The sequence below is a fragment of the Solibacillus sp. FSL K6-4121 genome (genome assembly GCF_038002585.1).
Lineage (GTDB): Bacteria > Bacillota > Bacilli > Bacillales_A > Planococcaceae > Solibacillus > Solibacillus faecavium.
Window position 1 is genome coordinate 632,753 of sequence record NZ_JBBOCS010000001.1, and the last position, 20,851, is coordinate 653,603.

18 protein-coding genes are annotated in these 20,851 nt (G+C 37.0%); 5 read left to right on the top strand and 13 right to left on the bottom strand.

Annotated features, from left to right (window positions below; genetic code table 11):
• Window positions 1–101: 101 nt before the first annotated feature.
• A complete protein-coding gene (locus tag MHH95_RS03215; protein WP_340726432.1) occupies window positions 102–1,679 on the bottom strand; it encodes an amidohydrolase in 1,578 nt (525 codons plus the stop codon).
• Between the two features lie 17 nt (window positions 1,680–1,696).
• Window positions 1,697–2,203, bottom strand: a complete 507-nt coding sequence (locus tag MHH95_RS03220) for a membrane lipoprotein lipid attachment site-containing protein (protein ID WP_340726433.1) — start codon at window positions 2,201–2,203, stop codon at window positions 1,697–1,699.
• A 567-nt stretch (window positions 2,204–2,770) separates the two neighbouring features.
• On the opposite strand from MHH95_RS03220, the gene MHH95_RS03225 reads away from it, so the two are divergent.
• Both MHH95_RS03225 and MHH95_RS03230 read left to right on the top strand, forming a co-directional pair.
• Window positions 2,771–4,513 (top strand): ABC transporter ATP-binding protein, encoded by a 1,743-nt coding sequence (locus MHH95_RS03225; RefSeq protein ID WP_340726434.1) that lies wholly within the window; start codon window positions 2,771–2,773, stop codon window positions 4,511–4,513.
• Complete coding sequence (locus MHH95_RS03230; RefSeq protein WP_339214457.1) at window positions 4,510–6,246, top strand: ABC transporter ATP-binding protein; 1,737 nt, start codon at window positions 4,510–4,512, stop codon at window positions 6,244–6,246. Before MHH95_RS03225 ends, MHH95_RS03230 begins: the two co-directional genes overlap by 4 nt.
• 47 nt (window positions 6,247–6,293) lie before the next feature.
• On the opposite strand, the gene MHH95_RS03235 is transcribed toward MHH95_RS03230, so the two are convergent.
• Window positions 6,294–8,495, bottom strand: coding sequence for an MMPL family transporter (locus MHH95_RS03235; protein WP_340726435.1), 2,202 nt, complete (start codon window positions 8,493–8,495; stop codon window positions 6,294–6,296).
• A gap of 180 nt (window positions 8,496–8,675) precedes the next feature.
• Between MHH95_RS03235 and MHH95_RS03240 the strand changes: the two genes are divergently transcribed.
• Entirely contained in the window at window positions 8,676–9,548 is an 873-nt protein-coding gene (locus MHH95_RS03240; RefSeq protein WP_340726436.1) for a MerR family transcriptional regulator, read from the top strand.
• 76 nt (window positions 9,549–9,624) lie between these two features.
• Here MHH95_RS03240 and MHH95_RS03245 read toward each other — a convergent pair whose 3' ends face one another.
• The 8 genes from MHH95_RS03245 to MHH95_RS03280 form a co-directional block, all read right to left on the bottom strand.
• Window positions 9,625–10,197 carry a CueP family metal-binding protein gene (locus tag MHH95_RS03245; RefSeq protein WP_340726437.1) on the bottom strand — a complete coding sequence of 191 codons (573 nt, stop codon included), beginning with the start codon at window positions 10,195–10,197 and terminating at the stop codon, window positions 9,625–9,627.
• Window positions 10,198–10,359: 162 nt separating this feature from the next.
• Entirely contained in the window at window positions 10,360–10,581 is a 222-nt protein-coding gene (locus MHH95_RS03250; RefSeq protein ID WP_191701426.1) for a hypothetical protein, read from the bottom strand.
• Between the two features lie 145 nt (window positions 10,582–10,726).
• On the bottom strand, window positions 10,727–12,283 hold the full coding sequence (gene ahpF / locus MHH95_RS03255; RefSeq protein WP_340727296.1) for an alkyl hydroperoxide reductase subunit F: 1,557 nt from the start codon (window positions 12,281–12,283) through the stop codon (window positions 10,727–10,729).
• A 217-nt stretch (window positions 12,284–12,500) separates the two neighbouring features.
• On the bottom strand, window positions 12,501–13,064 hold the full coding sequence (gene ahpC / locus MHH95_RS03260; protein ID WP_191701428.1) for an alkyl hydroperoxide reductase subunit C: 564 nt from the start codon (window positions 13,062–13,064) through the stop codon (window positions 12,501–12,503).
• 448 nt (window positions 13,065–13,512) lie between these two features.
• The gene (locus tag MHH95_RS03265; RefSeq protein ID WP_340726438.1) at window positions 13,513–13,635 is read right to left on the bottom strand and encodes a hypothetical protein; all 123 of its coding nucleotides are present in this window, start codon (window positions 13,633–13,635) and stop codon (window positions 13,513–13,515) included.
• Between the two features lie 24 nt (window positions 13,636–13,659).
• Window positions 13,660–13,782 carry a hypothetical protein gene (locus MHH95_RS03270; RefSeq protein ID WP_340726439.1) on the bottom strand — a complete coding sequence of 41 codons (123 nt, stop codon included), beginning with the start codon at window positions 13,780–13,782 and terminating at the stop codon, window positions 13,660–13,662.
• A gap of 386 nt (window positions 13,783–14,168) precedes the next feature.
• On the bottom strand, window positions 14,169–14,573 hold the full coding sequence (locus tag MHH95_RS03275) for a DUF948 domain-containing protein (protein ID WP_340726440.1): 405 nt from the start codon (window positions 14,571–14,573) through the stop codon (window positions 14,169–14,171).
• A gap of 119 nt (window positions 14,574–14,692) precedes the next feature.
• Window positions 14,693–16,249: an NlpC/P60 family protein gene (locus tag MHH95_RS03280; RefSeq protein WP_340726441.1), complete on the bottom strand. Its 1,557-nt coding sequence runs from the start codon at window positions 16,247–16,249 to the stop codon at window positions 14,693–14,695.
• Window positions 16,250–16,584: 335 nt separating this feature from the next.
• On the opposite strand from MHH95_RS03280, the gene MHH95_RS03285 reads away from it, so the two are divergent.
• The gene (locus MHH95_RS03285) at window positions 16,585–17,319 is read left to right on the top strand and encodes a MerR family transcriptional regulator (protein WP_340726442.1); all 735 of its coding nucleotides are present in this window, start codon (window positions 16,585–16,587) and stop codon (window positions 17,317–17,319) included.
• Complete coding sequence (locus MHH95_RS03290) at window positions 17,316–19,028, top strand: ABC transporter ATP-binding protein (protein ID WP_340726443.1); 1,713 nt, start codon at window positions 17,316–17,318, stop codon at window positions 19,026–19,028. The genes MHH95_RS03285 and MHH95_RS03290 overlap by 4 nt, the downstream gene beginning before the upstream one ends.
• 343 nt (window positions 19,029–19,371) lie before the next feature.
• On the opposite strand, the gene MHH95_RS03295 is transcribed toward MHH95_RS03290, so the two are convergent.
• Together MHH95_RS03295 and MHH95_RS03300 are read right to left on the bottom strand one after the other, a co-directional pair.
• The gene (locus tag MHH95_RS03295) at window positions 19,372–19,728 is read right to left on the bottom strand and encodes a hypothetical protein (RefSeq protein ID WP_340726444.1); all 357 of its coding nucleotides are present in this window, start codon (window positions 19,726–19,728) and stop codon (window positions 19,372–19,374) included.
• A 76-nt stretch (window positions 19,729–19,804) separates the two neighbouring features.
• The gene (locus MHH95_RS03300; protein ID WP_340726445.1) at window positions 19,805–20,851 is read right to left on the bottom strand and encodes a DUF4097 family beta strand repeat-containing protein; all 1,047 of its coding nucleotides are present in this window, start codon (window positions 20,849–20,851) and stop codon (window positions 19,805–19,807) included.

A 20,851-nucleotide genomic window follows, 5' to 3' on the forward strand; every position in this document is an offset into this window, starting at 1 on the left:
ATAGAAGAGATTTCAATGTTTTTTCATATAAGTTTACTTGGATTATTTTTCCCAAAACTAAAAGAACCACAGGTAGTCTGTGATTCTTTTAATTTTATTATTTATTTTTGGTATACTACATTACCTGCAACAACTGTTTTTAATGCAGTTGTTTGTAATATTTCATCGGCAGTGCAATTTAATAGATCTTTATCTAGTATTGTAAAGTCTGCATCGTATCCTGAGCGGATGTAACCCCGTTCATTTTCTTTACAAATGGCCTCAGCACTTCCCACAGTGTACATTTTTACGGCTTCAAAGCGTGTTAGCTTTTGTTCAGCACCATATCCGTCATGCGTATCTTCTAGCTTTTTACGTTCTACTGCTGCATAGATTGTTTCAAATGGACTAATCGCTTCTATCGGCGCATCGGTTCCTGCCGCGCACATTAAGCCTTCTTCAACAAAAGTCTTCCATGCATACAAATGACCAGAACGGTTTTCCCCCAGCTTTTCAAGTATCCATGGGAAATCTGACGTTACAAAAGCAGGCTGTAAATCCAAAATAACAGACAGCTTTTTTATTCGATTTAGCTGCTCTTCCGATACGAGACAGCAATGAATGAGGCGGTCACGCTTTCCTTTAGCAACCGGGTATTTCTCTAAATATGGTAATACTTGTTCCATACTACCGTCTCCAATAATATGAATGGCTACTGCTTCCCCGTATTTTCTCGCTAATTGAATAAGGGCTTCCAGTTGTTCATCTGTATGAATGAGCATACCTTTATTATCAGCTTCATTTGCATATGGTTCCAGAACTGCAGCTGTCGAGCCTCCAAAGGATCCATCAGCAAAAATCTTCATTGCACCGGGCTCGATAAACGGTTCATCAAATGACGCATTATTTATAACCATTTCTTCAAAGACTGTATGGTGACGCAATAAATTGACACGGAAATGTTTTTTACCACCAACAACACGCTGATAAGCTGTTAGTGGATTCGTATACTGTCCAAAATAGGCCATTTCCTCGGTATGTCCTCCTGTTAATCCATAAGATTGCATATGTTCAATGGCCAGTTGAAGGTACTGCTCCAAACTAGCAATATAGCTTTCTCCTTCTTGCTGGAAAGTAGACGAAACCAAATTCATAGCTTGCTCATACAGTAAGCCATTCAGCTCGCCATTTTTATGACGTCCCAATTTTCCGCCTTCCGGATCTGGTGTGTCTTTTGTTATACCTGCTATTTGGAGTGCTGCTGAATTTACTAATGCAACATGGTGACAAACGCGATTGAGGAATATGGGTTTGTTAGTGATGGCATCAAGTTCTTCTTTTGTTGGTATTTGACCATCTATAAATTGATTATCATTCCAACCATCGCCCATCAACCATTGCCCTTTATCAAGCAGACTTGTCGCGTTCTGTACAAGTTCCAAAATTCCCTTTCCATTCTTCGCCTGCGTTAAATCCAGTCGCATTAACTTTGCGCCATGCCCAATCATATGCAAATGACTATCGACAAAGCCTGGATACATGAATGCCCCTTGTAGATCGATAATTTCATCTGCCTTTTCCTGTAATTGATCGAAATCTCCTGTTTCTATAATTTTACCTTCATGAACAAGTACAGCCTGAACTGTACTTCCTTCTTGTTCCATCGTATAAATCGTGCCATTTGTCCATAGTTGTTTCATCTCCCACAATCCCCAATCTACATATCAAATTCACTTCTTAAGTAAGGCTGTCCTATGTTCATATGATCCAATGCCGGTTCATACGAGCCTTTATGAATAAATGTAATTTCATCAATATCCGGTAAATTTTCAAAGTAAGAGCGTGCTAATGTTTCTACGAACATTCTCGCTCCAGCAGAACCTTGAATAGTATAAATATCGTCGCCTAAATTTAACACTAAGCTTTTACTCTCAGTTTCTAGTGTATAATCCAATAACTCTACGTCATGCTCATTTACTTCCTCGAAAATAAAAGATACTAGGTTCCCTTCATCGCCTTCAAATTCTTCTTCAAATGGAACTGTATTTTCAGCATTTGCATCTGATTTATATAAAGTAATCATTTTTTCCTCTACATTTGTATCACCTTGTGTTACATCATCTGTAGTATTTCCCGGGACATTATTTGTTATATCCGTTGTATCTTCCGTCCCACATGCTGCCAGCACAAATATAAGTGACAAAGTAAAAAATAGCTTCTTCATTGTTGGACCACTCCTTTTGATGTGTTACTTCCACGATAACGAATATACTCTCAATTTTCAAACTTTTATAATAATAAAGTTGTATTTTATAGGAATTCGCACCTTAAACCATAAAATACCAATACTGAATATAAATTGTTTTCAAAATATATTGACAATGATAATTCGCTCTAATAATATTAAGGAACACTAAATAAATTGGAACAAGGAAAGGAGATTAGGGGCATGAAGACAACACCTTTAGATGTACACGTTTCAAAGCGACAACTTCATATTTCCCTTTTCCGTACTTTTGTTTTAATTTAGCTTGCACTTTTAATTAAAGGGCACGGATTTGGACTTCCTTGTGCTTTTTTTCGTAATGACACCTTTTCGAAAAATCGAAAGAGGTGTTTTTTTGTTGGATAAGAGCTTACGGATGTTCGAAACCTAGAAAAACAGTGCTATTTAGTGAAAAAAATTCAGGAGGGCTTTGTATGACAATCTTTATTCGAAAACTATTAAAAACGGATCGATTCGATGATGGGTAGCCAATGCTACAAACTTTATAGAAGGAAGGTATAAGTAATGTTTAATGTGTTTGTGAAATTAAAATGGTTTTTTAAACAGTACCGTAAGCAGTACACCGTTGCTATTACGCTATTGATAATTGCAAGTTTTATAGAAGTATTGCCACCATGGATTTTAGGTGAAGCCATTGATGTTATGACTGGTGGCGAAATGGATCAGGCACAGCTTCTTAAGTATGTCGGATTTATTCTGGCAGCTGCAATCGCAAGCTATGGATTAAACTTCTATTGGCAATACCAGTTATTCGGTGGTTCAATTGCACTGGACCGAATATTGCGAAAAAAATTAATGCATCAATTTCTACAAATGACCCCTACATTTTATGAAAAAAACCGTACAGGGGACTTAATGGCAAAAGCTACAAATGATTTAAATGCCGTCACTCTAACAGCAGGATTCGGAATCATGACGCTAATTGATTCGACGGTGTTTATGGCGCTTATTATTTTGGCAATGGGTTTCTTCATCTCCTGGAAACTAACTTTCTTTGCAATGCTTCCAATACCGGTCATGGCAATCATTATTCAATATTTAGGTAAGATTGTCCATGAGCGTTATATGATTGCACAGGGTGCGTTCGGTGAAATGAATGACAACGTTTTGGAATCTGTTGCGGGAACACGTGTTATCCGCGCTTACGTCCAAGAAAGTAAAGACGAAGAACGTTTTGAAGAGATGAGCGAAAATATCTTTGTAAAAAATATGCGTGTTGCCTATATTAATGGTCTTTTTATGCCAATTACAAAAATCGGAACAGGAGTCTGTTACGTTATCGCGCTTGGTTACGGGGCCGTCCTTGTATCAAATGAGGCGCTAACAGTCGGTCAGCTTGTATCATTTAATGTGTATTTAGGGCTTGCAATCTGGCCAATGTTCGCAATTGGCGAGCTGATTAACGTCATGCAGCAAGGAAGTGCATCTCTTGACCGTGTACAGGATACATTAGAATATGAAGCAGATGTTAAAAATCCAAATAATCCAATGAAACATAACGTACCCAATTCAATTGGTTTCTCTGAGTTTACTTTCCAATACCCTTTATCTCAGGTAAAAAACTTACAGCAAATTTCATTGAATTTACAAAAGGGGCAAACTCTTGGCATTGTCGGAAAGACAGGTGCGGGAAAAACAACCTTCATTCGTCAACTACTGCGTGAGTACCCGTTAGGAGACGGGCAAATTATTATTAATAATACCGATTTGGCACATATGACGAAGGAACAAATTTTAGATTGGATTGGCTATGTACCACAAGATCACGTGCTATTTTCCCGTACCATTCGTGAAAATATATTGTTCGGAAAAGAGGATGCATCATCAGCAGATATTGATGAGGCTATTCGCTTAGCGGACTTCGAAAAAGACTTAGCGAATTTACCACTAGGTATCGAAACACTAGTGGGAGAAAAAGGAGTATCGTTATCTGGTGGACAAAAACAGCGTGTATCAATTGCACGTGCACTAATTAAAGATCCGGAAATTCTAATTTTGGACGATTCTTTATCTGCTGTCGATGCTAAAACAGAATCAAAAATTATTGAAAATATACAAACAGAGCGTGCTGGAAAAACGACAATCATTTCAACTCACCGATTATCAGGTATTCAACATGCGGATGAAATAATTGTACTGGATGATGGTTATATCGTTGAACGAGGTACACATGAAGAGCTTCTACGCTTAGGTGGTTGGTACAAAGAGCAATTTGACCGCCAGCAGCTTGAGGAGGTGGAGCAATGAGTACATCAAAACGACTGTACCTATATGCTTTAAAATTTAAAAAGCCGATTTTAATCGGATTATCATTATTAACTATTGCTGTTGCAACGGATATCGCAGGTCCGTTTATTGCAAAATATATTATCGACCATTACATGGAACCAGGTAATTTACAGGCAGAGCCAATTGCGATTTTATTATCGATTTTCTTCTTGTTATCCGTACTGACTGCTGTGTTCCGTTATTTAATGTTCATCTTTTTACAACGGGGTGCAAACTTTGTCATTCAACAGCTACGGAAAGATGTGTTCGGGCATATTCAAAAGCTACCAATTGAATACTTTGATAACTTGCCGGCCGGTAAAGTAGTTGCCCGTGTCACAAATGATACAGAGGCAATTCGAAACCTTTACGTAACCGTACTTTCGCAATTTGCGAACAGCTTTATTACCATTGCAGGGGTATATATAGCTTTATTTATTTTAAATTGGAAAATGGCGCTTTTTGCCCTAGTGCTCATTCCAATCGTCTATATTTGGATGATTTTATACCGTAAATTTGCTTCACAATACAATCATGTCATTCGTACAAAAATTGCCGATATTAATGCGATGATTAACGAATCGATTAATGGAATGACAATTATTCAGGCTTTCCGCCGCGAAGATCAGATGAGACTTGAATTTGATGAGATGAACGATGAGCATTACCAATACAACCGTAAGCTTTTACTATTGGATTCTGCGACTTCACATAACTTAGTAAATATTTTAAGACTTGGTATGTTTGCTGTATTCGTTTATTACTTCGGTACACAATCGATGACATTGCCTGAAGCAGTATCAGCAGGTACACTTTATGCATTTGTTGATTATATTACACGTCTATTCAACCCAATTACTAACTTGGTCAATCAATTTTCGCAACTGGAACGTTCACTTGTAGCGGGTACCCGTGTATTCGAGTTACTTGATCAGCCGGGAGAAGAAGTAAGCAAAGAAAGAATTGAGCGCTACAAAGGAAATGTTGTATTCGATCATGTTTCATTTGCATACAAAAATGACGATTATGTATTAAAAAATATTCACTTTGAAGCAAAGGAAGGCGAAACCATTGCACTTGTTGGTCATACAGGCTCAGGAAAAAGTTCAATAATGAATTTGTTATTCCGCTTCTATGACCCACAAAAAGGACGTATTATCATTGATGGGCAGGACATTACAAAGCTGCCTCGACAAGCAATTCGTGAGCATATGGGCATTGTATTACAGGACCCGTATTTATTTACCGGAACGATTGCATCAAATGTTAGCTTGAATGATGCACGTATTTCACGTGAGATGGTTGAAAATGCACTGGAGGCTGTCGGTGGTGACCGTGTTCTATCAAAATTCGAAAAAGGAATTGATGAACCCGTAATCGAAAAAGGAAGTACCCTTTCATCTGGTCAGCGCCAATTAATCTCATTTGCAAGGGCATTAGCATTTGACCCAGCCATTTTGATTTTGGATGAAGCAACATCTAATATTGATTCGGAAACAGAGGAGATTATCCAGCATGCGATGGATGTACTCAAAAAGGGACGGACTACTTTCATCATTGCACATCGTCTTTCTACTATTAAAAATGCAGATAAAATTTTAGTATTAGACCGTGGTGAGATCGTTGAGCAAGGCAGCCATGATGAGCTTGTTGCACTTGGCGGTAAATATGAATTGATGTACCGATTACAATCAGGTTCGTTAATTTCTTAAAAGCAAAAGGTGCTGTCCGGAAATTCATTTCGGACAGCACCCTTTTTCTATTTTTGAAGCTTTTTATTTGGCCAATAAGACCATTTTCCAAATACCGTAATAATTGCTGGTACAAGCAACGGACGTACAACAAACGTATCCAGTAATACTCCGACTGCCGTTACGATACCGAATTGTACTAATAATTGAATCGGTAATGTAGCTAATACTAAGAATGTACCCGCTAAAATTAACCCTGCCGAAGTAATAACTGCTCCAGTCGATGCAATACCATTCACAATTGCCTCACGATGAGCAATACCACGCTTTCGGTTTTTCCATATATCTGAAATCATGAATATATTATAATCATTTCCTAACGCAATAATAAATACAAAACTGTATAACGGAATTGCACTTGCCATCGCTTCATGCCCTAAGCCGTAATGGATTATTAACCAACCTGCACCTAAAGCTGAGAAGAAGGAAATCAATACAGTTACCATCAGTTGAATCGAAGTAATAAGGGCACGTAAGTAACCTAGTAAGACGATAAAAATAATGATAATCATAACAGGTTGAATAATATTTTCATCACCTGATTGCACAACCTTTGTATCTAATTGGGCGCTTGTTTCGCCCCCTATCCAGAACTGACCATCTTCCAGATTATTTTCAGCTAAAATCGACTTGACATCATCCTTCATCTGTTCAACATCATCCATTGCTTCATTAGAGTATGGATTTTTATCTAAATCTATTTCATAAAGCTGAATATTATTATTTACATCACCTGTACGCATTTCTTTTACAATGCTCACGTAAGGCAACCCTAATAATTGTTCTGTAATATTAATATCTGTTCCTTCTGAATCTACTAAAAGCTGTACCGGAGCTAATTCGCCTGGTGTGAAGTTATCTTCAATAATTGTAAAGCCTTCACGTGATGGCATATCTTCAGGGAATGAAGAAATTAAATCATAATTATATTTAATATTCGTTGAAGCGAAAGCTAAACCAATCAAAATTACACCTGCAATAACAATAACAAGCCATGGCTTTGTCGTTACGAATTCACCGACCGCACGCATATAACGGTGATTTGGCTTTCGAGGCTTATATGGTTTATTTTTCTTTTCCGCATGTGCTTTTTCAGCCGATTCCGTACGTGGAACGAATGGCCAAAATGCTGCACGACCTAAAATGCCGAGTACTGCCGGCAATAATGTGACAACGGCAAAACCAGTTATTAATACACCGAAACTAAATGGAACAGCGAATCGCTGGAAAGCACCATAGTCCGCTAAAGACAGTGTTGCTAAACCGATTACTACAGTTAAACCACTCATCACAATGGCACCGGTAGATTCACGTACTGCCATAGCTAACGCCGTAAATTTGTTTTCTTCTGTTAATAATATGTCACGGTAACGTGTAATTAAGAATAAACAATAGTCTGTACCCGCACCAAATAGTAGGACAATCATAATCGCTACTGCCTGCGCATCTTTATCGATCCAGCCGTTTTCTGCCATCACCCCTAATAAAGGACTTACAACTAAATATGCAATCCCAACAACAACTAAAGGAATAATAGCTAAAATTGGAGAACGGTAAATTAATAATAAAATGACTAAAATAATAATCACAGTGGCAATCATAAGTTGAACATCAGCTGCTTTAAAAAGATCCGTAGCATCAATTGAGATTCCAACCGGTCCCGAGAAACGAGCATGTAATCCTTTATCTTCCAGGTTCGACTCATATGGATTTTCGCCAAACTGTTCTTCCGTACGTTCTTTAATAATTGCTAAGTTTTCTTTTAATACATCTGTATTTTTATCTGGGGAGAAAAATACAGGTGTTACAAGTGCGGCTCCATTTTCCGATAACAAGCCCATCAATGCTTGAGCCGGAAGTTCATGGAATGGCGGAATAGATTCCTGCCCATTTAGTGGATCATCTGCAAGTTGCTTGTATAACCCTTGGATATTTGTCAAATCCTGTTCCGTAATTCCTGATTCGTTATACCAAGTAATTAATAATGGAATTCCACTATCTGAAGCAAATTCTTCTTCTAAAATTTTTCCTGCTTGTATTGATGTATATGTTTCTGGGATTTCATCACCCGCGAAATTTTCTACACTATTAATTTGCGGGAATATAAGCGCAAATGTAACAGCGAATACAATCCATAGTCCTACAACTATCCAGCGTGTATTCTTGCCGCCCATTGCACTTCCCCATTTTTCTAATGGATGTTTTGACACAATACAACCCCCTTCTCCCACTTATCTGTTTACCATTTTTTACTAATAATCATACCCTACAAACAATACCCTCATACATGGTTATACAAACATTGTACAGCATATGAAAAACATTTGACAAGTGCTTTTTTTTTCGATTGAATAGACATAAATAAGAAATTACTTAAGGAGGTGCAGAACTTGGTTAAAAAAACGTATTCTATTCAGCAAGTATCCGATATTACAAATCTTTCTAAACAACTGATTCGTAAGTGGGAAGATCGCTATCAAATCATCCAACCCGAAAGATTGGACAATGGTTATCGCGTTTATTCCGAAGACGAAGTACAAACTTTAATGCTGCTGAAAAATCATATAAATAATGGCATGACAATTAAGCAAGCTGTAGACCATTATCTTAAATATAAAGACGCCCCAGAAGTAAACCCCATTACTTTCTTTCATAAAGCGCTGATTAAGGCTGGTACGGAAGGGGATGAACATGAGATATTACATTTACTCGAACAGGCACACCATAAATTTGGTGTTGAAAAGCTGATTCATGAAATTGTCGTTCCCTTTTTACATGAAATTGGCCAACTTTGGTGCGAAAATGCGTGGGGGGAATATCAGGAAGCTATCAGTAGTCAAACGGTACGAGACTTTTTAAGTCATATCCGTCGGCACTTTTACGTCCCAGAAGATGCTCCGCTCGTTTTAGGGAGCTGTCTTCCTGGAGAAAGACATGAGATTCCTATGCAGATTCTGCTTATTCAATGCATGTTACGCGGTTATCGAACACTAATGCTCGGCCCTTCACCTGCACCTACCGCGATTCAATCGACTATCGCTTTAAAAAAGCCGACCATTGTGCTCCTCACAGGATCCACTGAAATTGCTTTTACTGAATTTGCACAATCGATTACAACATTGGAAAAGTTGGCCCAAGCACATCAGGATATATCTTTTTATATTGGTGGAGCAGGTGCGGAGATCCACTATAGCGAATTTGAATTAAACGCTTTAAAATTATCACGCACGATTGATGATATCATCCCCGCAAAAAAGACTTAAAAAATAACCCTGACAATACAAGCTCACAGTAAAGGATGTTTTCCCCTACTATGAGCTTGTAATTTTTATATCCAATTTACAGTAGTTGTAATGTTGTGATACATGTTCCATCTTCTTCAAACGTTGTTAAATCCCCTGTTACACTTTTCCCATCATAAGACATTTCAACAATGAACGCTTCATTACGCGGCAACCATAAATCGATGAAACCATTCTCTAAAGTTGTCAACTTCTCATCCACTATAACTTCGCCTTTTTCATTTTCAATAAACACATCTATTTCCTTTTGAACTAATTCTCCTTGGCACCCTGTTAAACTATGGTCTTTACAAGGATGAGTTTCATTAACATACGGTGCAATCGAAATAAAAAACTCATCTTCAGGTAAATCATATGTAATTTTATTTTCATTTGTATCCGTTATGATTAATTGTGTTGAAGTAATTGATGCTTTTTCATCAGTCGTTTTGTTGGCACTATATTCCGCCACCAAACCCTTCACATCTTCGCTTTCGCCTTTTGAAATAGTTTCAGTTTCAGGCTCGACTCCCTTGTTATCGATCGCTTGACTATCCGTTTCCTTTTCATTACCGCACGCAGCTAAAAACATTATCACAAATACACTTAATACCATTGATTTCCAATTCATTTTTAGAACTCCCTCCCTTTATCCCAATATTGTAATCCATTTAGTGATGCAATACTGTGAAAAAGATAGGACAATTCTGAAAAATGATAGATTTTTCAAAAACAAGATTGATCATTTCACTTTTTTCGTAAAATGATCAATCTTTTTATAAAAATAAACTATTTATCTACGTCTTGGCTGGTTTTTACGTTCACTGCCTGACGTCTTTTTAGTGTCCGCAGGATGTCTTTCGTCTTTTACTTGATCATTAAGTTCTTCCATCGGGATCGGATCGACAAATTTCATTTCCTCATCTTTATCAAAAATACTTTCGTTTTCGGTATTTAATAAATCAGGATTGTCGAGTTTCTTATGTTTAATTTTTTCATCTCTTTCTTCTCTCATTTTTAAAAACCTCCCTTTCTAGTACTCATTATATTTATTACCCGAATACTAGAAAGAATACACCTTTTTCTCTCAAGTCAATTGTCCACCATGATTCCAAAAGAAAAATCCGTTGCACGAGTTTTTCGCACAACGGATCTATTTTTTATGCCTCTATATAGTCACGGGAATCAACATTACGAATCATATAATCAAATGCTCCTAAAGCTGCCGTTGCACCTGAACCCATTGAGATGACGATTTGTTTATACGCCGTGTCTGTACAATCACCTGCGGCAAAGATGCCAGAGACGTTTGTCGCACCGTGCTTATCGACAATAATCTCTCCATGCGCATTCATTTCTACTGCCCCTTGAAGGAACTCTGTATTTGGCAATAAGCCAATTTGAATAAATACGCCTTGCAATACAATTTGTTTTTCTTCACCTGTTTTTCGATCCTTATATGTTAAGCCATTTACTTTATCAGTACCTGTAATTTCTGTTGTTAAAGCATTCGTAATGATTGTTACGTTTTTCAGGCTACGAACACGTTCCTGGAGTACTTTATCAGCCTTCAATTCTTCACTTCGTTGAATTAGAGTTACGTGATTTACTACACCTGCTAAATCAATTGCAGCTTCAACACCTGAGTTACCTCCACCGATAACCGCTACATCTTTCCCTTTGAAGATTGGACCGTCGCAATGCGGACAATAAGCAACGCCTTTATTTTTAAACTTCTCTTCACCCGGCACTTCCAATTGACGATATCGTGCGCCTGTTGAAAGAATAACCGTTTTCCCTTTTAAGACAGCACCATTTTCCAATGTAACTTCAATAAGATCTTTTTTCTCGATCTTTTTAGCGCGCTGGGATTTCATGACATCGATTTCGTAGTCTAATACATGTGCCTCTAAGCTTGATACAAATGCAGGACCTTCCGTTGCCTTTGTTCCGATAATGTTTTCGATTGATAGCGTATCATTTACTTGACCACCGAAGCGCTCAGCAACAATACCTGTACGAATCCCTTTACGCGCCGAATAAATTGCCGCTGCAGAACCCGCCGGACCACCGCCTACAACTAATACATCAAAAGGTTCTTTATCCGCAAACTCCGAACCATCCGATACTTCCCCAAGCTTTGTTAAAATATCTTCCAATTCCATACGACCGCCGCCGAAATTTTCACCGTTCAAATAAACTGTAGGTACTGCCATAATGTCACGATCTTTAATCTCGTTCTGGAAAGTACCACCTTCAATCATCACGTTGGAAATGTTCGGATTTAACACTGACATAATATTTAATGCTTGTACAACATCCGGACAGTTGTGACAAGTTAAACTTACATACGTTTCAAATTTCAATGGCTGTTTAATTGATTGAATACGTTTTATAACCGCGGCATCTACTTTTGGCGCACGACCTGAAACTTGTAAAAGCGCTAAAACTAATGATGTAAATTCATGACCAAGCGGTAACCCTGCAAACACAACGCCTGATTCCTCTGCACCTACCTTATTAATGCTAAAGCTTGGTGTACGTTCCAACAATGCATGTTGCACCGTAATACGAGGCGACATTTTTTCAAGTTCCTCTACTAAATTGAGCATATCTTGTGATGTTTTGTCATCACCAATACTCGCTTTAATTAATAAATCTCCTTCAAGCATCGTTAAATACTGCTGTAATTGCACTTTAATTTGATTATCTAACATTGCACTGGCTGCTGTATGAATGCCGATGATTGTTCCCCCCGAAAAATAATCGACCATTCTCCCTCTAATACAGCAAGCCTTTCACCTTCTTTCATATTAAATTAAAAGATAGAGAGCTTGTCTTTCTTTTCCACGTTAAAAACAGAGCGACAAAAATCAAGCCATAATGGTTGTTTTTTGCCGCCTTTTTATTGTTATTTATAACTTAAAAGTTAGATTAGATTTTACCTACTAGATCCAAGCTTGGTGTTAGCGTATCTCCGCCTTCTTCCCATTTAGCTGGGCAAACTTCACCTGGATTGTTACGTACGTATTGAGCTGCTTTAATTTTGTTAACTAAAATCGATGCGTCACGACCGATACCGCCAGCATTGATTTCTACTGCTTGTACAATACCATCTGGATCGATGATGAATGTTCCGCGCTCTGCTAAACCATCTTCTTCGTTTAATACGTCAAATGCTTTAGAGATTGTATGTGATGGGTCACCAATCATGATGTATTCGATCTTACCGATAGCATCCGAAGTATCATGCCATGCTTTGTGAGTGAAGTGTGTGTCAGTTGATACTGAGTAAACTTCTACTCCTAAAGATTTTAAAGTAGCATATTCGTTTTGTAGGTCTTCTAACTCAGTTGGGCAAACGAATGTGAAGTCTGCTGGGTAGAAGCATACTACTGACCATTGTCCTTTGAAGTTTTCTGAAGATACGTCGATGAATTCGCCTTTTTGGAATGCTTTTGCAGCGAATGGTGCTATTTCTTTACCGATTAATGCCATGATAAAATTCCTCCTATATAAATATCGTTGAATAATTATTATAAAATAATTATTATTACCATCTAAAATTATCTTACATTAATAATATTTCGTCAACTAGTAGCTACATAAATTGCGAGATTTTCTTGTAAAATGAGCAATCCCTTGGCAGATATCAATATCAGTATAATTCAAATAGACAATAAATTGTATTTGAATAAAAGTAAATTCTCATATATACGTTATTCTTGTATACAGAAATTATAAAGAAATAATTGTCCCTCAAAAAATTATGAGCATTATCTCCTTTAATAGAATCAAATCATTTTAATTCTGGCAATTCTCGTTTAACACTTCATTTCATCCTAATAAATGAGAAAGAGGATGCATCACGTACTATGGTATTCTTCATAAAAAGTAAAAAAGTCTATGCAATAAGCTTTCACTTACAGCATAGACTTTTCTAATATTAGTTTGTAAAAGATAATACGGCATTTTTGTATCGAGCTAAAATTGCCGATGCTTCTTTTTTCGTTGTATATTCAAACATTCTAATATCGTTTGGATTATTAAAAATAGTTACTACCCACATAAATTCCAGCTCCTTTAAATTGTTTTATTTTGTGTAAGATAAAACTGCATTTGTATATTTCGCTAACTTTGTTGCTGCTTCGTTTTTCGTCTTATACTCGAACATACGTATATCATTTATGCCGTTAAATACTGTTACTACCCACATGTTTCATTTCTCCTTTTTTTAAAACCTATTATTTTAAAAAGCCTATTCCCCAATGACTTTTGCGACTTGTTATATAACAACTTTCTTACTTCACATTGTACTCTCTTTTTATAAAATTAAAAGTGGAAAATACCCCTTTTCACAATGTGTTCAAAAATAAAACGCTTTCTTTGAACACTTTGTGACACCTCACTTTTATCGGTTTTAAATTTAATTTAGAAGAATAGATCATTAGCTAGCATCATCTGTTATAGCACACAATAAAAACGCTTTCAAAAGCAATTATAAATTTACATAGCACATCTTTTTATGCGCACGCTGTTTTAAAACCCAAAAAAACTGTGCTAAAAGTCAACCTGACTTTTAACACAGCCTTATACTTTTACTCATTGTGCTTTGCGGTTTATATAACTCATCACTGTATTTGTCCACGCTTTAACTTCCGCTTGTCGTTGTGGTTCATTATTTGCCTTTTTCATAACAGCCGAAGTCCTGTCATAGGAGACATCACTCACCTCGTTTAATATAGTCCCGGTATTTTTTACTGAATGAATAACAGATTGAACAGAGTCCTTTTTAAATTCAATATCGGTTTTTAAACGATCCATTGTTTCCGTTAACTTTATTATTTCAGTTTGAATATAGCTCATCTGTTTTTGGATACCTTCAACACGTGCCAATAATAAAGTGACGATTTTTTTTATTGGTCCTAGAACAGCAACTATACATCCAACTAAAACAACAACAGCTATTCCTAATATTATAATTGAAGCCAAAAGCCAACTATTCATTAATATACCTCCTTCTATTCCTCTATTTTAATACATATACCCATTTGGCAATTATTAATACATCTGAAAAAATACGAAAGTGTGTTAAAAGCTTTCCCTCTTTCAACACACCTCATTTTTTATAAATAACGTCTTGCTCCTGAGTAATTCTTTTTATAGGCGCCATTATTCATCGATTCAATTTTCACTTTTGACGCATAATGTGGGGCATGCAGCATTTTACCTTCCCCCACATACAGACCGACATGATATACTTTCCCTTTGCCGCCATTATAAGCAAAAAATACAAGGTCTCCAGGCTTTAAGTCTTTCTTTGCAACTGCTTTCCCGCCTGTCGCTTGGTAAAATGAATCTCGGGGTATCATAATGCCGTGCGCTTTAAATACCGCATATAAAATTCCTGAACAATCATATCCCCATGAAGATGTTCCTGCCCATAAATACGGTAGATCTAAATAACGCTTCGCTTCTTTAATAATCGTTTGTGCTGTTGGTTTTGGCACTTTGCTATATGCTGTATACGATTTTGCGTCCCCCTTCTTTAATAGCTTAACGCCATCACTTGGTGTCTCGACGTAATAATACTTTTTATCTTCATCGATTACAGGTAAAATCGTCGCATAACTAATTTGAAGAAATTTTGTTTTTGCATCTTCCTCAAACAAGTGTGCTTTTTGTGAAGTTATGATTGCAATGGCACAGTCATCGTAATTTTTATTCGTCGTTGCGATATGGCTTTGTGGTACCCAGCCTGGGTAACCCGCTTTTAAATACGGTACATATTGATCTTTTGCCGCCACTCGTTGCCATTTTCCTTTTGTATCAAGCAGCGTAACCTCATCCCCGTACAATGCTTGCGTATCTGTACGTCCAACTAGCCACTTTTTCTGAGATAAGCTTAACGATGAAACCCACTTTTGCATTTCTACTGGATTTTTCGTTGAAGGATAATCAACAGCACGCGCTTGATTTGGTTTATTCCATAAATTTGTTACTGCAACATCGACTACATATCTTTTTTTATTCGTTTCTTTAACACAACTTTCAAAAACTGGTTGTTCTGGTTCAGTAGGTCGTAGTGATGGTTCGATAATTCTTGCAACATAAGAAGCAAAATTCCCGCGTGTCATCATTGCGTTTGGATTAAACTTTTCGTTTTTTGCAGGAAATAGAATTTGGTTTGCTACAAAAGCTTGAATGGCATTTGCCCCACTATGATTTTTAGGAATATCTGTATAAGTCACCTTTGCTTGCCCTGATAAGCTAAAAGCATGCGCAAGGATTTTCACTGCCTGGGCACGCGTGAGTTTTGTATCGGGATTAAATTTACCTTCAAACCCTGTCATAATACGCAGCTCTGTAATCGCTGCGATAATTGGCATGCGAGGGTCATCTACTGAAATATCTTCATATGTAGGTATTGCTATAGCTTCAGAATCAATTTGCATTGTTCGAACGATAAGTTCTGCCGCTTCATATCTTGTTATTGCGTCATTTACCCGAAAAGGTTCATTTGGCACTATCGTGACTCCACCAAAATCACTTAAAACAGTAAGCTCTTCGCTTAATTTTGTGCCCTGCTGAACATCCGGAAATGTATTAGCATACCCTACACCGTTTGCTGCCGACAAAAAAATACATATTACTACAAATTGAAACAAAATCCTTCGAAACATAAACACTCTCTCCTCGCTATCGTCGTTGTTGGAAACTAATTTGTATAAAAAAGCAGAAAATCTACTTAACAACCTAACTCTTTCTTACTAAATATAATAGTATTTATTGTATTTTTTATCTATGTTTTCTGTTAATGTTTTTTAATTTTTACAAATATTTATTATATTCGGTTATTTATATATTTAAATTTAGGTCAAAAGTTTTCACGTGAAACATATTGCAACACTTTTCGACAATAACGTAATAACTTTTTTATATGAATATTGTTTAAATATTTTTTATTGCATGTGACGTTACGTTAGCTTTTATACTACATATAAAGGGGTGGAAATGAATGTATTCAATTGGGGTATTCTCTAAAAAAACTGGCATTACAATTCGTACATTACGGTACTACGGTGAAAAAGGCTTACTGAAACCGGCCTATATTTCTGATGGCGGACAGCGCTATTATAATGACGACAGTATAATTACAGTTCAAAAGATTGTAACTTTTAAATACCTTGATTATTCTTTAGAGGATATTAAGGAACTTCTGGAAAAGAACGATTCCTTACTTGAATCTTTGGAACAGCAAAAATACCAGTTACTCAAAAAGAAAAAACAACTTGAACAAATGATTTCAACAATCGATACTGCCATTCATATACACCAAGAACATACGGCGGTTGATCCTACGACATTATTGCTCGTCATTCATAGTTTATTAACAGAGGATGCTCAAAGGGACTATTTAAGACAATATATTCCTGAACAACTAATCGACCGCATATATAGTTATTTTGGTATGAACTTTATCGAAATTAATCGGCGCTATATTGAAAGTGTACATGAACTAAAGCAAGCCTTTATTTGTCCTCCTGCAGATACTGACTTAAAAGAGATCATCGAACGTTTATTTAGTATTATCCCGCAGGATTTAGCGCAAAGTTTAGTTCAGGAATTCGGGAAATATGAGACAATTGAAGTTGATAATTGGTTATTTTCAATTCCTTTTACTACTGAAGAGGAAAATTGGTTAATGGAACAAGTTGAGCGGTTAAAAATACTAGAGGAGGTTATTACATGAACGTTCAACTTAAGCAATTATGGGCACTCGTAAAAAGAAGTAAATTCCCAAAAAGGCTAGTCATAGTTGTTTTTGCCTTAAGCATTATTGAAACACTCGCTTCTTTAGCCGTACCCCTATTTACAATGAATATGATCAATGATTTTTCGAGCACTGGATTTGCATGGACAGCGGTAACCGCTGTAGCGGTCATTTTAGTTATTCAAGCAATACTAAGCGGTCTTACCTATTTCTTAATGCGCATGCTTGGAGAACGTATTGTTGCCAATTTACGCAATACACTTTGGCAGCACATTTTACATTTAAAAACCCCTTATTTTGATGCCCATGAATCGGGTGAAACGATGAGCCGAATTACACAAGATACAAGCGTTGTTAAAGAATTAGTGACAAGTCATCTTGTCAGCTTCGTTTCAGGTATTTTCTCTATTATTGGAGCGATAGCAATTTTATTGTGGATTGACTGGAAGATGACATTACTTATGTTAATTGCTGTGCCACTTGCCATTTTTGTCACAATACCGCTTGGACAAAGAATGCATAAAATAGCAAAAGCCAATCAAGATGAACTTGCTTCATTCAGCGGACATCTAGGCCGGGTATTATCGAATATTCGACTCGTGAAATCGTCTCAAACTGAGCGTTTGGAAAAGGAGCGCGGAGAAAACCGTATTGAGCAGCTTTATCGATTCGGTCTAAAGGAAGCTAAAATTTTAGCTATTTTGTCCCCGATTATGACACTTATTATGATGGTTGTTCTAATTCTCTTGTTCGGTTACGGTGGTACTCAGGTTTCTACCGGTGCAATTTCTTCAGGGGCACTTGTAGCGATAATGATTTATTTAGTACAAATTATTATTCCATTTACACAAATGGCTACATTTTTTACTGCATTACAAAAAGCACTCGGTGCTACAGAGCGTATCCAATCCATCATTTCACAGGTGACTGAAAAGATTCCTGGCTCTGTTATCCCAACTACTGCACAGGCAATCGCCTTTCAAAATGTAAAATTTCAGTATGCCGAGCAGCCTATTTTAAAAGGAATGAACTTTACAATTCCTGCTGGCAAAACGACCGCATTTGTAAGTACTAGCGGCGGGGGGAAAACGACGATGTTTTCCTTAATTGAACGTTTTTATGAAGTGACAGATGGTGAAATTTTATATGGACAAACGAACATAGAACAATACAACTTATATGAATGGCGGAAGCTCTTCGGCTATGTAACCCAGGATGCCCCGCTGATGAACGGATCAATTCGTGAAAATGTATTATACGGTCAACATGAGGCAACAGAGGCGCAGGTTGTGGAAGCGTTACGAGCTGCATATGCATATGATTTTGTTATGGCATTGGAACGGGGCTTGGATACCGAGGTTGGTGAAGGCGGCATTAAATTATCCGGCGGTCAAAAACAACGAATTGCGATAGCCCGGGCAATTTTACGTAACCCCCAAATACTATTATTAGATGAGGCAACATCTAATTTAGACAATGAATCAGAACGGGAAGTTCAGCTTGCTTTGCAGGCATTGATGAAAAACCGGACGACGATTATTATTGCCCACCGTCTTTCAACGATTACGAATGCCGATCAAATACTACTATTTGAAGAAGGTCAGCTTTCAGGCGCAGGCACACATGAAGAACTGATTAACTCCCACTCCTATTACAAGCAGCTGTGGTCAAAAATGCAAACGATTTAATATATATATAAGTAAGTATCCAAAATAAATTGGGTACTTCCGATTGTCGACAAAATGTCTCGAGAGGCCTTTTGTCTTTTTATTATAAATTTCAACTAGATGCTTAGCAGGGACAAGTTGTTAAAAAATTTCTCCTATTTAAAGGAATTAATAAGTTGATTGGAGTGGAGGGACCGTGACTCCACCGGGAAACGCACGCGCGGAAGATCCACTAAATTGTGCCTGCCGTTGTAGGCACAATTTAGTTAGCTGGAGCCGTGCCCGGGGAAAGCATCGGTCCCGGAATGGAAATCAACGGTTCAATGTTAATTTAGTTTTCAAACAAAAAAGCTTAGCATATTAGCTAAGCTTTCATATGAACGAACTCTATATTTTTACATTGTTTTTTCAGTAAATCCAACACTTCGTTTAATTTACCGATTTCATCTTTTTCTACCATCCAAGAATTTTCATCATGCTGAGCAACATAAGAACTGCTAACATAGGGGGCGTTGTGCTCGGTAATAAGACGTACATAACCGAATGTCATGCCGGCTTCCTTATAATCTACTCGTAAAATCTCCTGATAAGGAATGGCCTTTTTGCGAGGTTTTGCTTTTTTTATAAAAAGGAACTTCTCCCCCGCATAGTCAATTATTATATCCTTTTGATCCAGCATCACCTTATAGCCACCAAATAATTTAAAGCTATATGTTTTCATCGTTAACGACTCCATTTCAACTATCATTAGTTTTATTATACGGATTATGACGATGAAATTCTAATTTTGACAATGATTACAGTACTAACCGATCCTCTACTGTAATTTTCCCATTACTAGTTTTCAATTGAATTCGATGTTCTTTCGTTCCATGTGTATAATGCGACGTTTTTTCATTATAAATAGAGACAGAACCCCAGGCAGTCGAACTTTCAATTTCAACATTTTCTAGCTTTCCTTCTGTGCTTAATAAAATTTGCCCGTTATCGGATGCAAAATTTAATGGAGATTGCACAGTTTTTAATTGGGCTACAATCCTTCCATTTCTTGATTGTGCTTTAATTTGCCCTACAACATCTTTCAGTTCTACACGCCCGTTATCAGATTCTAATTGTAGTTGCTGACCAACTACATTCTCTGCAATAATTCGACCATTATTTGAACTTGCTTTTACATTTTTAATATTAGTTTCTGTAAGTACAACACGCCCATTAGCAGAGTGAGCATCAAGCATCTTCCCTTGAATATGATCTGTTAAAATACGACCGTTATCTGATCTTAAATAAAATTGCTGTGCGACTGTTTCGGATACCTTAATACGCCCACTGTCATTATTAATTTTTAGCTTCTCATATTGTTTTTTCGGCAAATGAATAACCGTATCTATTGGATTGATTGACCCTACTATCGTTATAAACCAAAAACGGCGAACTTGTTCTTGACGCTTTACGGAAATAAAAAGTGTGTCATTTTTAATTTCCATCGATGCTTCTGTTAAGTTGTCCTTATCCTTTGCTTCAATCATTGCCTCACTAGCATCTGTTGGAATAATTAATATGTTCACTCCGTCAGCTTCTATCTCTACATTGCGATATGGGATCGTTTCATCATTTTTCATAATGGCCATATTCTCTGTAAAATCCTCTTCATCATATGAGGCAAGAAGTTCTTCGGCCAGCTCCTTTATATTTCCGAACGATTGAATGATTTCCTCTGTCGTTTTTCCCTCGGCACGGCCATTTTCGAAATACTCCTCAAAGTCTCGGCGAATATCCTCACGCTCTTGCTGCTGTAATTTTTCTAAATGGTGATCAAGTAAAATTAAAAATTGTTGTTCGTTCAT

Coding starts and splice junctions, on each gene's coding strand:
- MHH95_RS03215 (WP_340726432.1), bottom strand. CDS start 1,679: ATGAAACAACTATGGACAAATGGCACGATTTATACGATGGAACAAGAA.
- MHH95_RS03220 (WP_340726433.1), bottom strand. CDS start 2,203: ATGAAGAAGCTATTTTTTACTTTGTCACTTATATTTGTGCTGGCAGCA.
- MHH95_RS03225 (WP_340726434.1), top strand. CDS start 2,771: ATGTTTAATGTGTTTGTGAAATTAAAATGGTTTTTTAAACAGTACCGT.
- MHH95_RS03230 (WP_339214457.1), top strand. CDS start 4,510: ATGAGTACATCAAAACGACTGTACCTATATGCTTTAAAATTTAAAAAG.
- MHH95_RS03245 (WP_340726437.1), bottom strand. CDS start 10,197: ATGAATTGGAAATCAATGGTATTAAGTGTATTTGTGATAATGTTTTTA.
- MHH95_RS03250 (WP_191701426.1), bottom strand. CDS start 10,581: ATGAGAGAAGAAAGAGATGAAAAAATTAAACATAAGAAACTCGACAAT.
- ahpF (WP_340727296.1), bottom strand. CDS start 12,283: ATGTTAGATAATCAAATTAAAGTGCAATTACAGCAGTATTTAACGATG.
- ahpC (WP_191701428.1), bottom strand. CDS start 13,064: ATGGCATTAATCGGTAAAGAAATAGCACCATTCGCTGCAAAAGCATTC.
- MHH95_RS03265 (WP_340726438.1), bottom strand. CDS start 13,635: ATGTGGGTAGTAACTATTTTTAATAATCCAAACGATATTAGAATGTTT.
- MHH95_RS03270 (WP_340726439.1), bottom strand. CDS start 13,782: ATGTGGGTAGTAACAGTATTTAACGGCATAAATGATATACGTATGTTC.
- MHH95_RS03275 (WP_340726440.1), bottom strand. CDS start 14,573: ATGAATAGTTGGCTTTTGGCTTCAATTATAATATTAGGAATAGCTGTT.
- MHH95_RS03280 (WP_340726441.1), bottom strand. CDS start 16,249: ATGTTTCGAAGGATTTTGTTTCAATTTGTAGTAATATGTATTTTTTTG.
- MHH95_RS03285 (WP_340726442.1), top strand. CDS start 16,585: ATGTATTCAATTGGGGTATTCTCTAAAAAAACTGGCATTACAATTCGT.
- MHH95_RS03290 (WP_340726443.1), top strand. CDS start 17,316: ATGAACGTTCAACTTAAGCAATTATGGGCACTCGTAAAAAGAAGTAAA.
- MHH95_RS03295 (WP_340726444.1), bottom strand. CDS start 19,728: ATGAAAACATATAGCTTTAAATTATTTGGTGGCTATAAGGTGATGCTG.
- MHH95_RS03300 (WP_340726445.1), bottom strand. CDS start 20,851: ATGAACGAACAACAATTTTTAATTTTACTTGATCACCATTTAGAAAAA.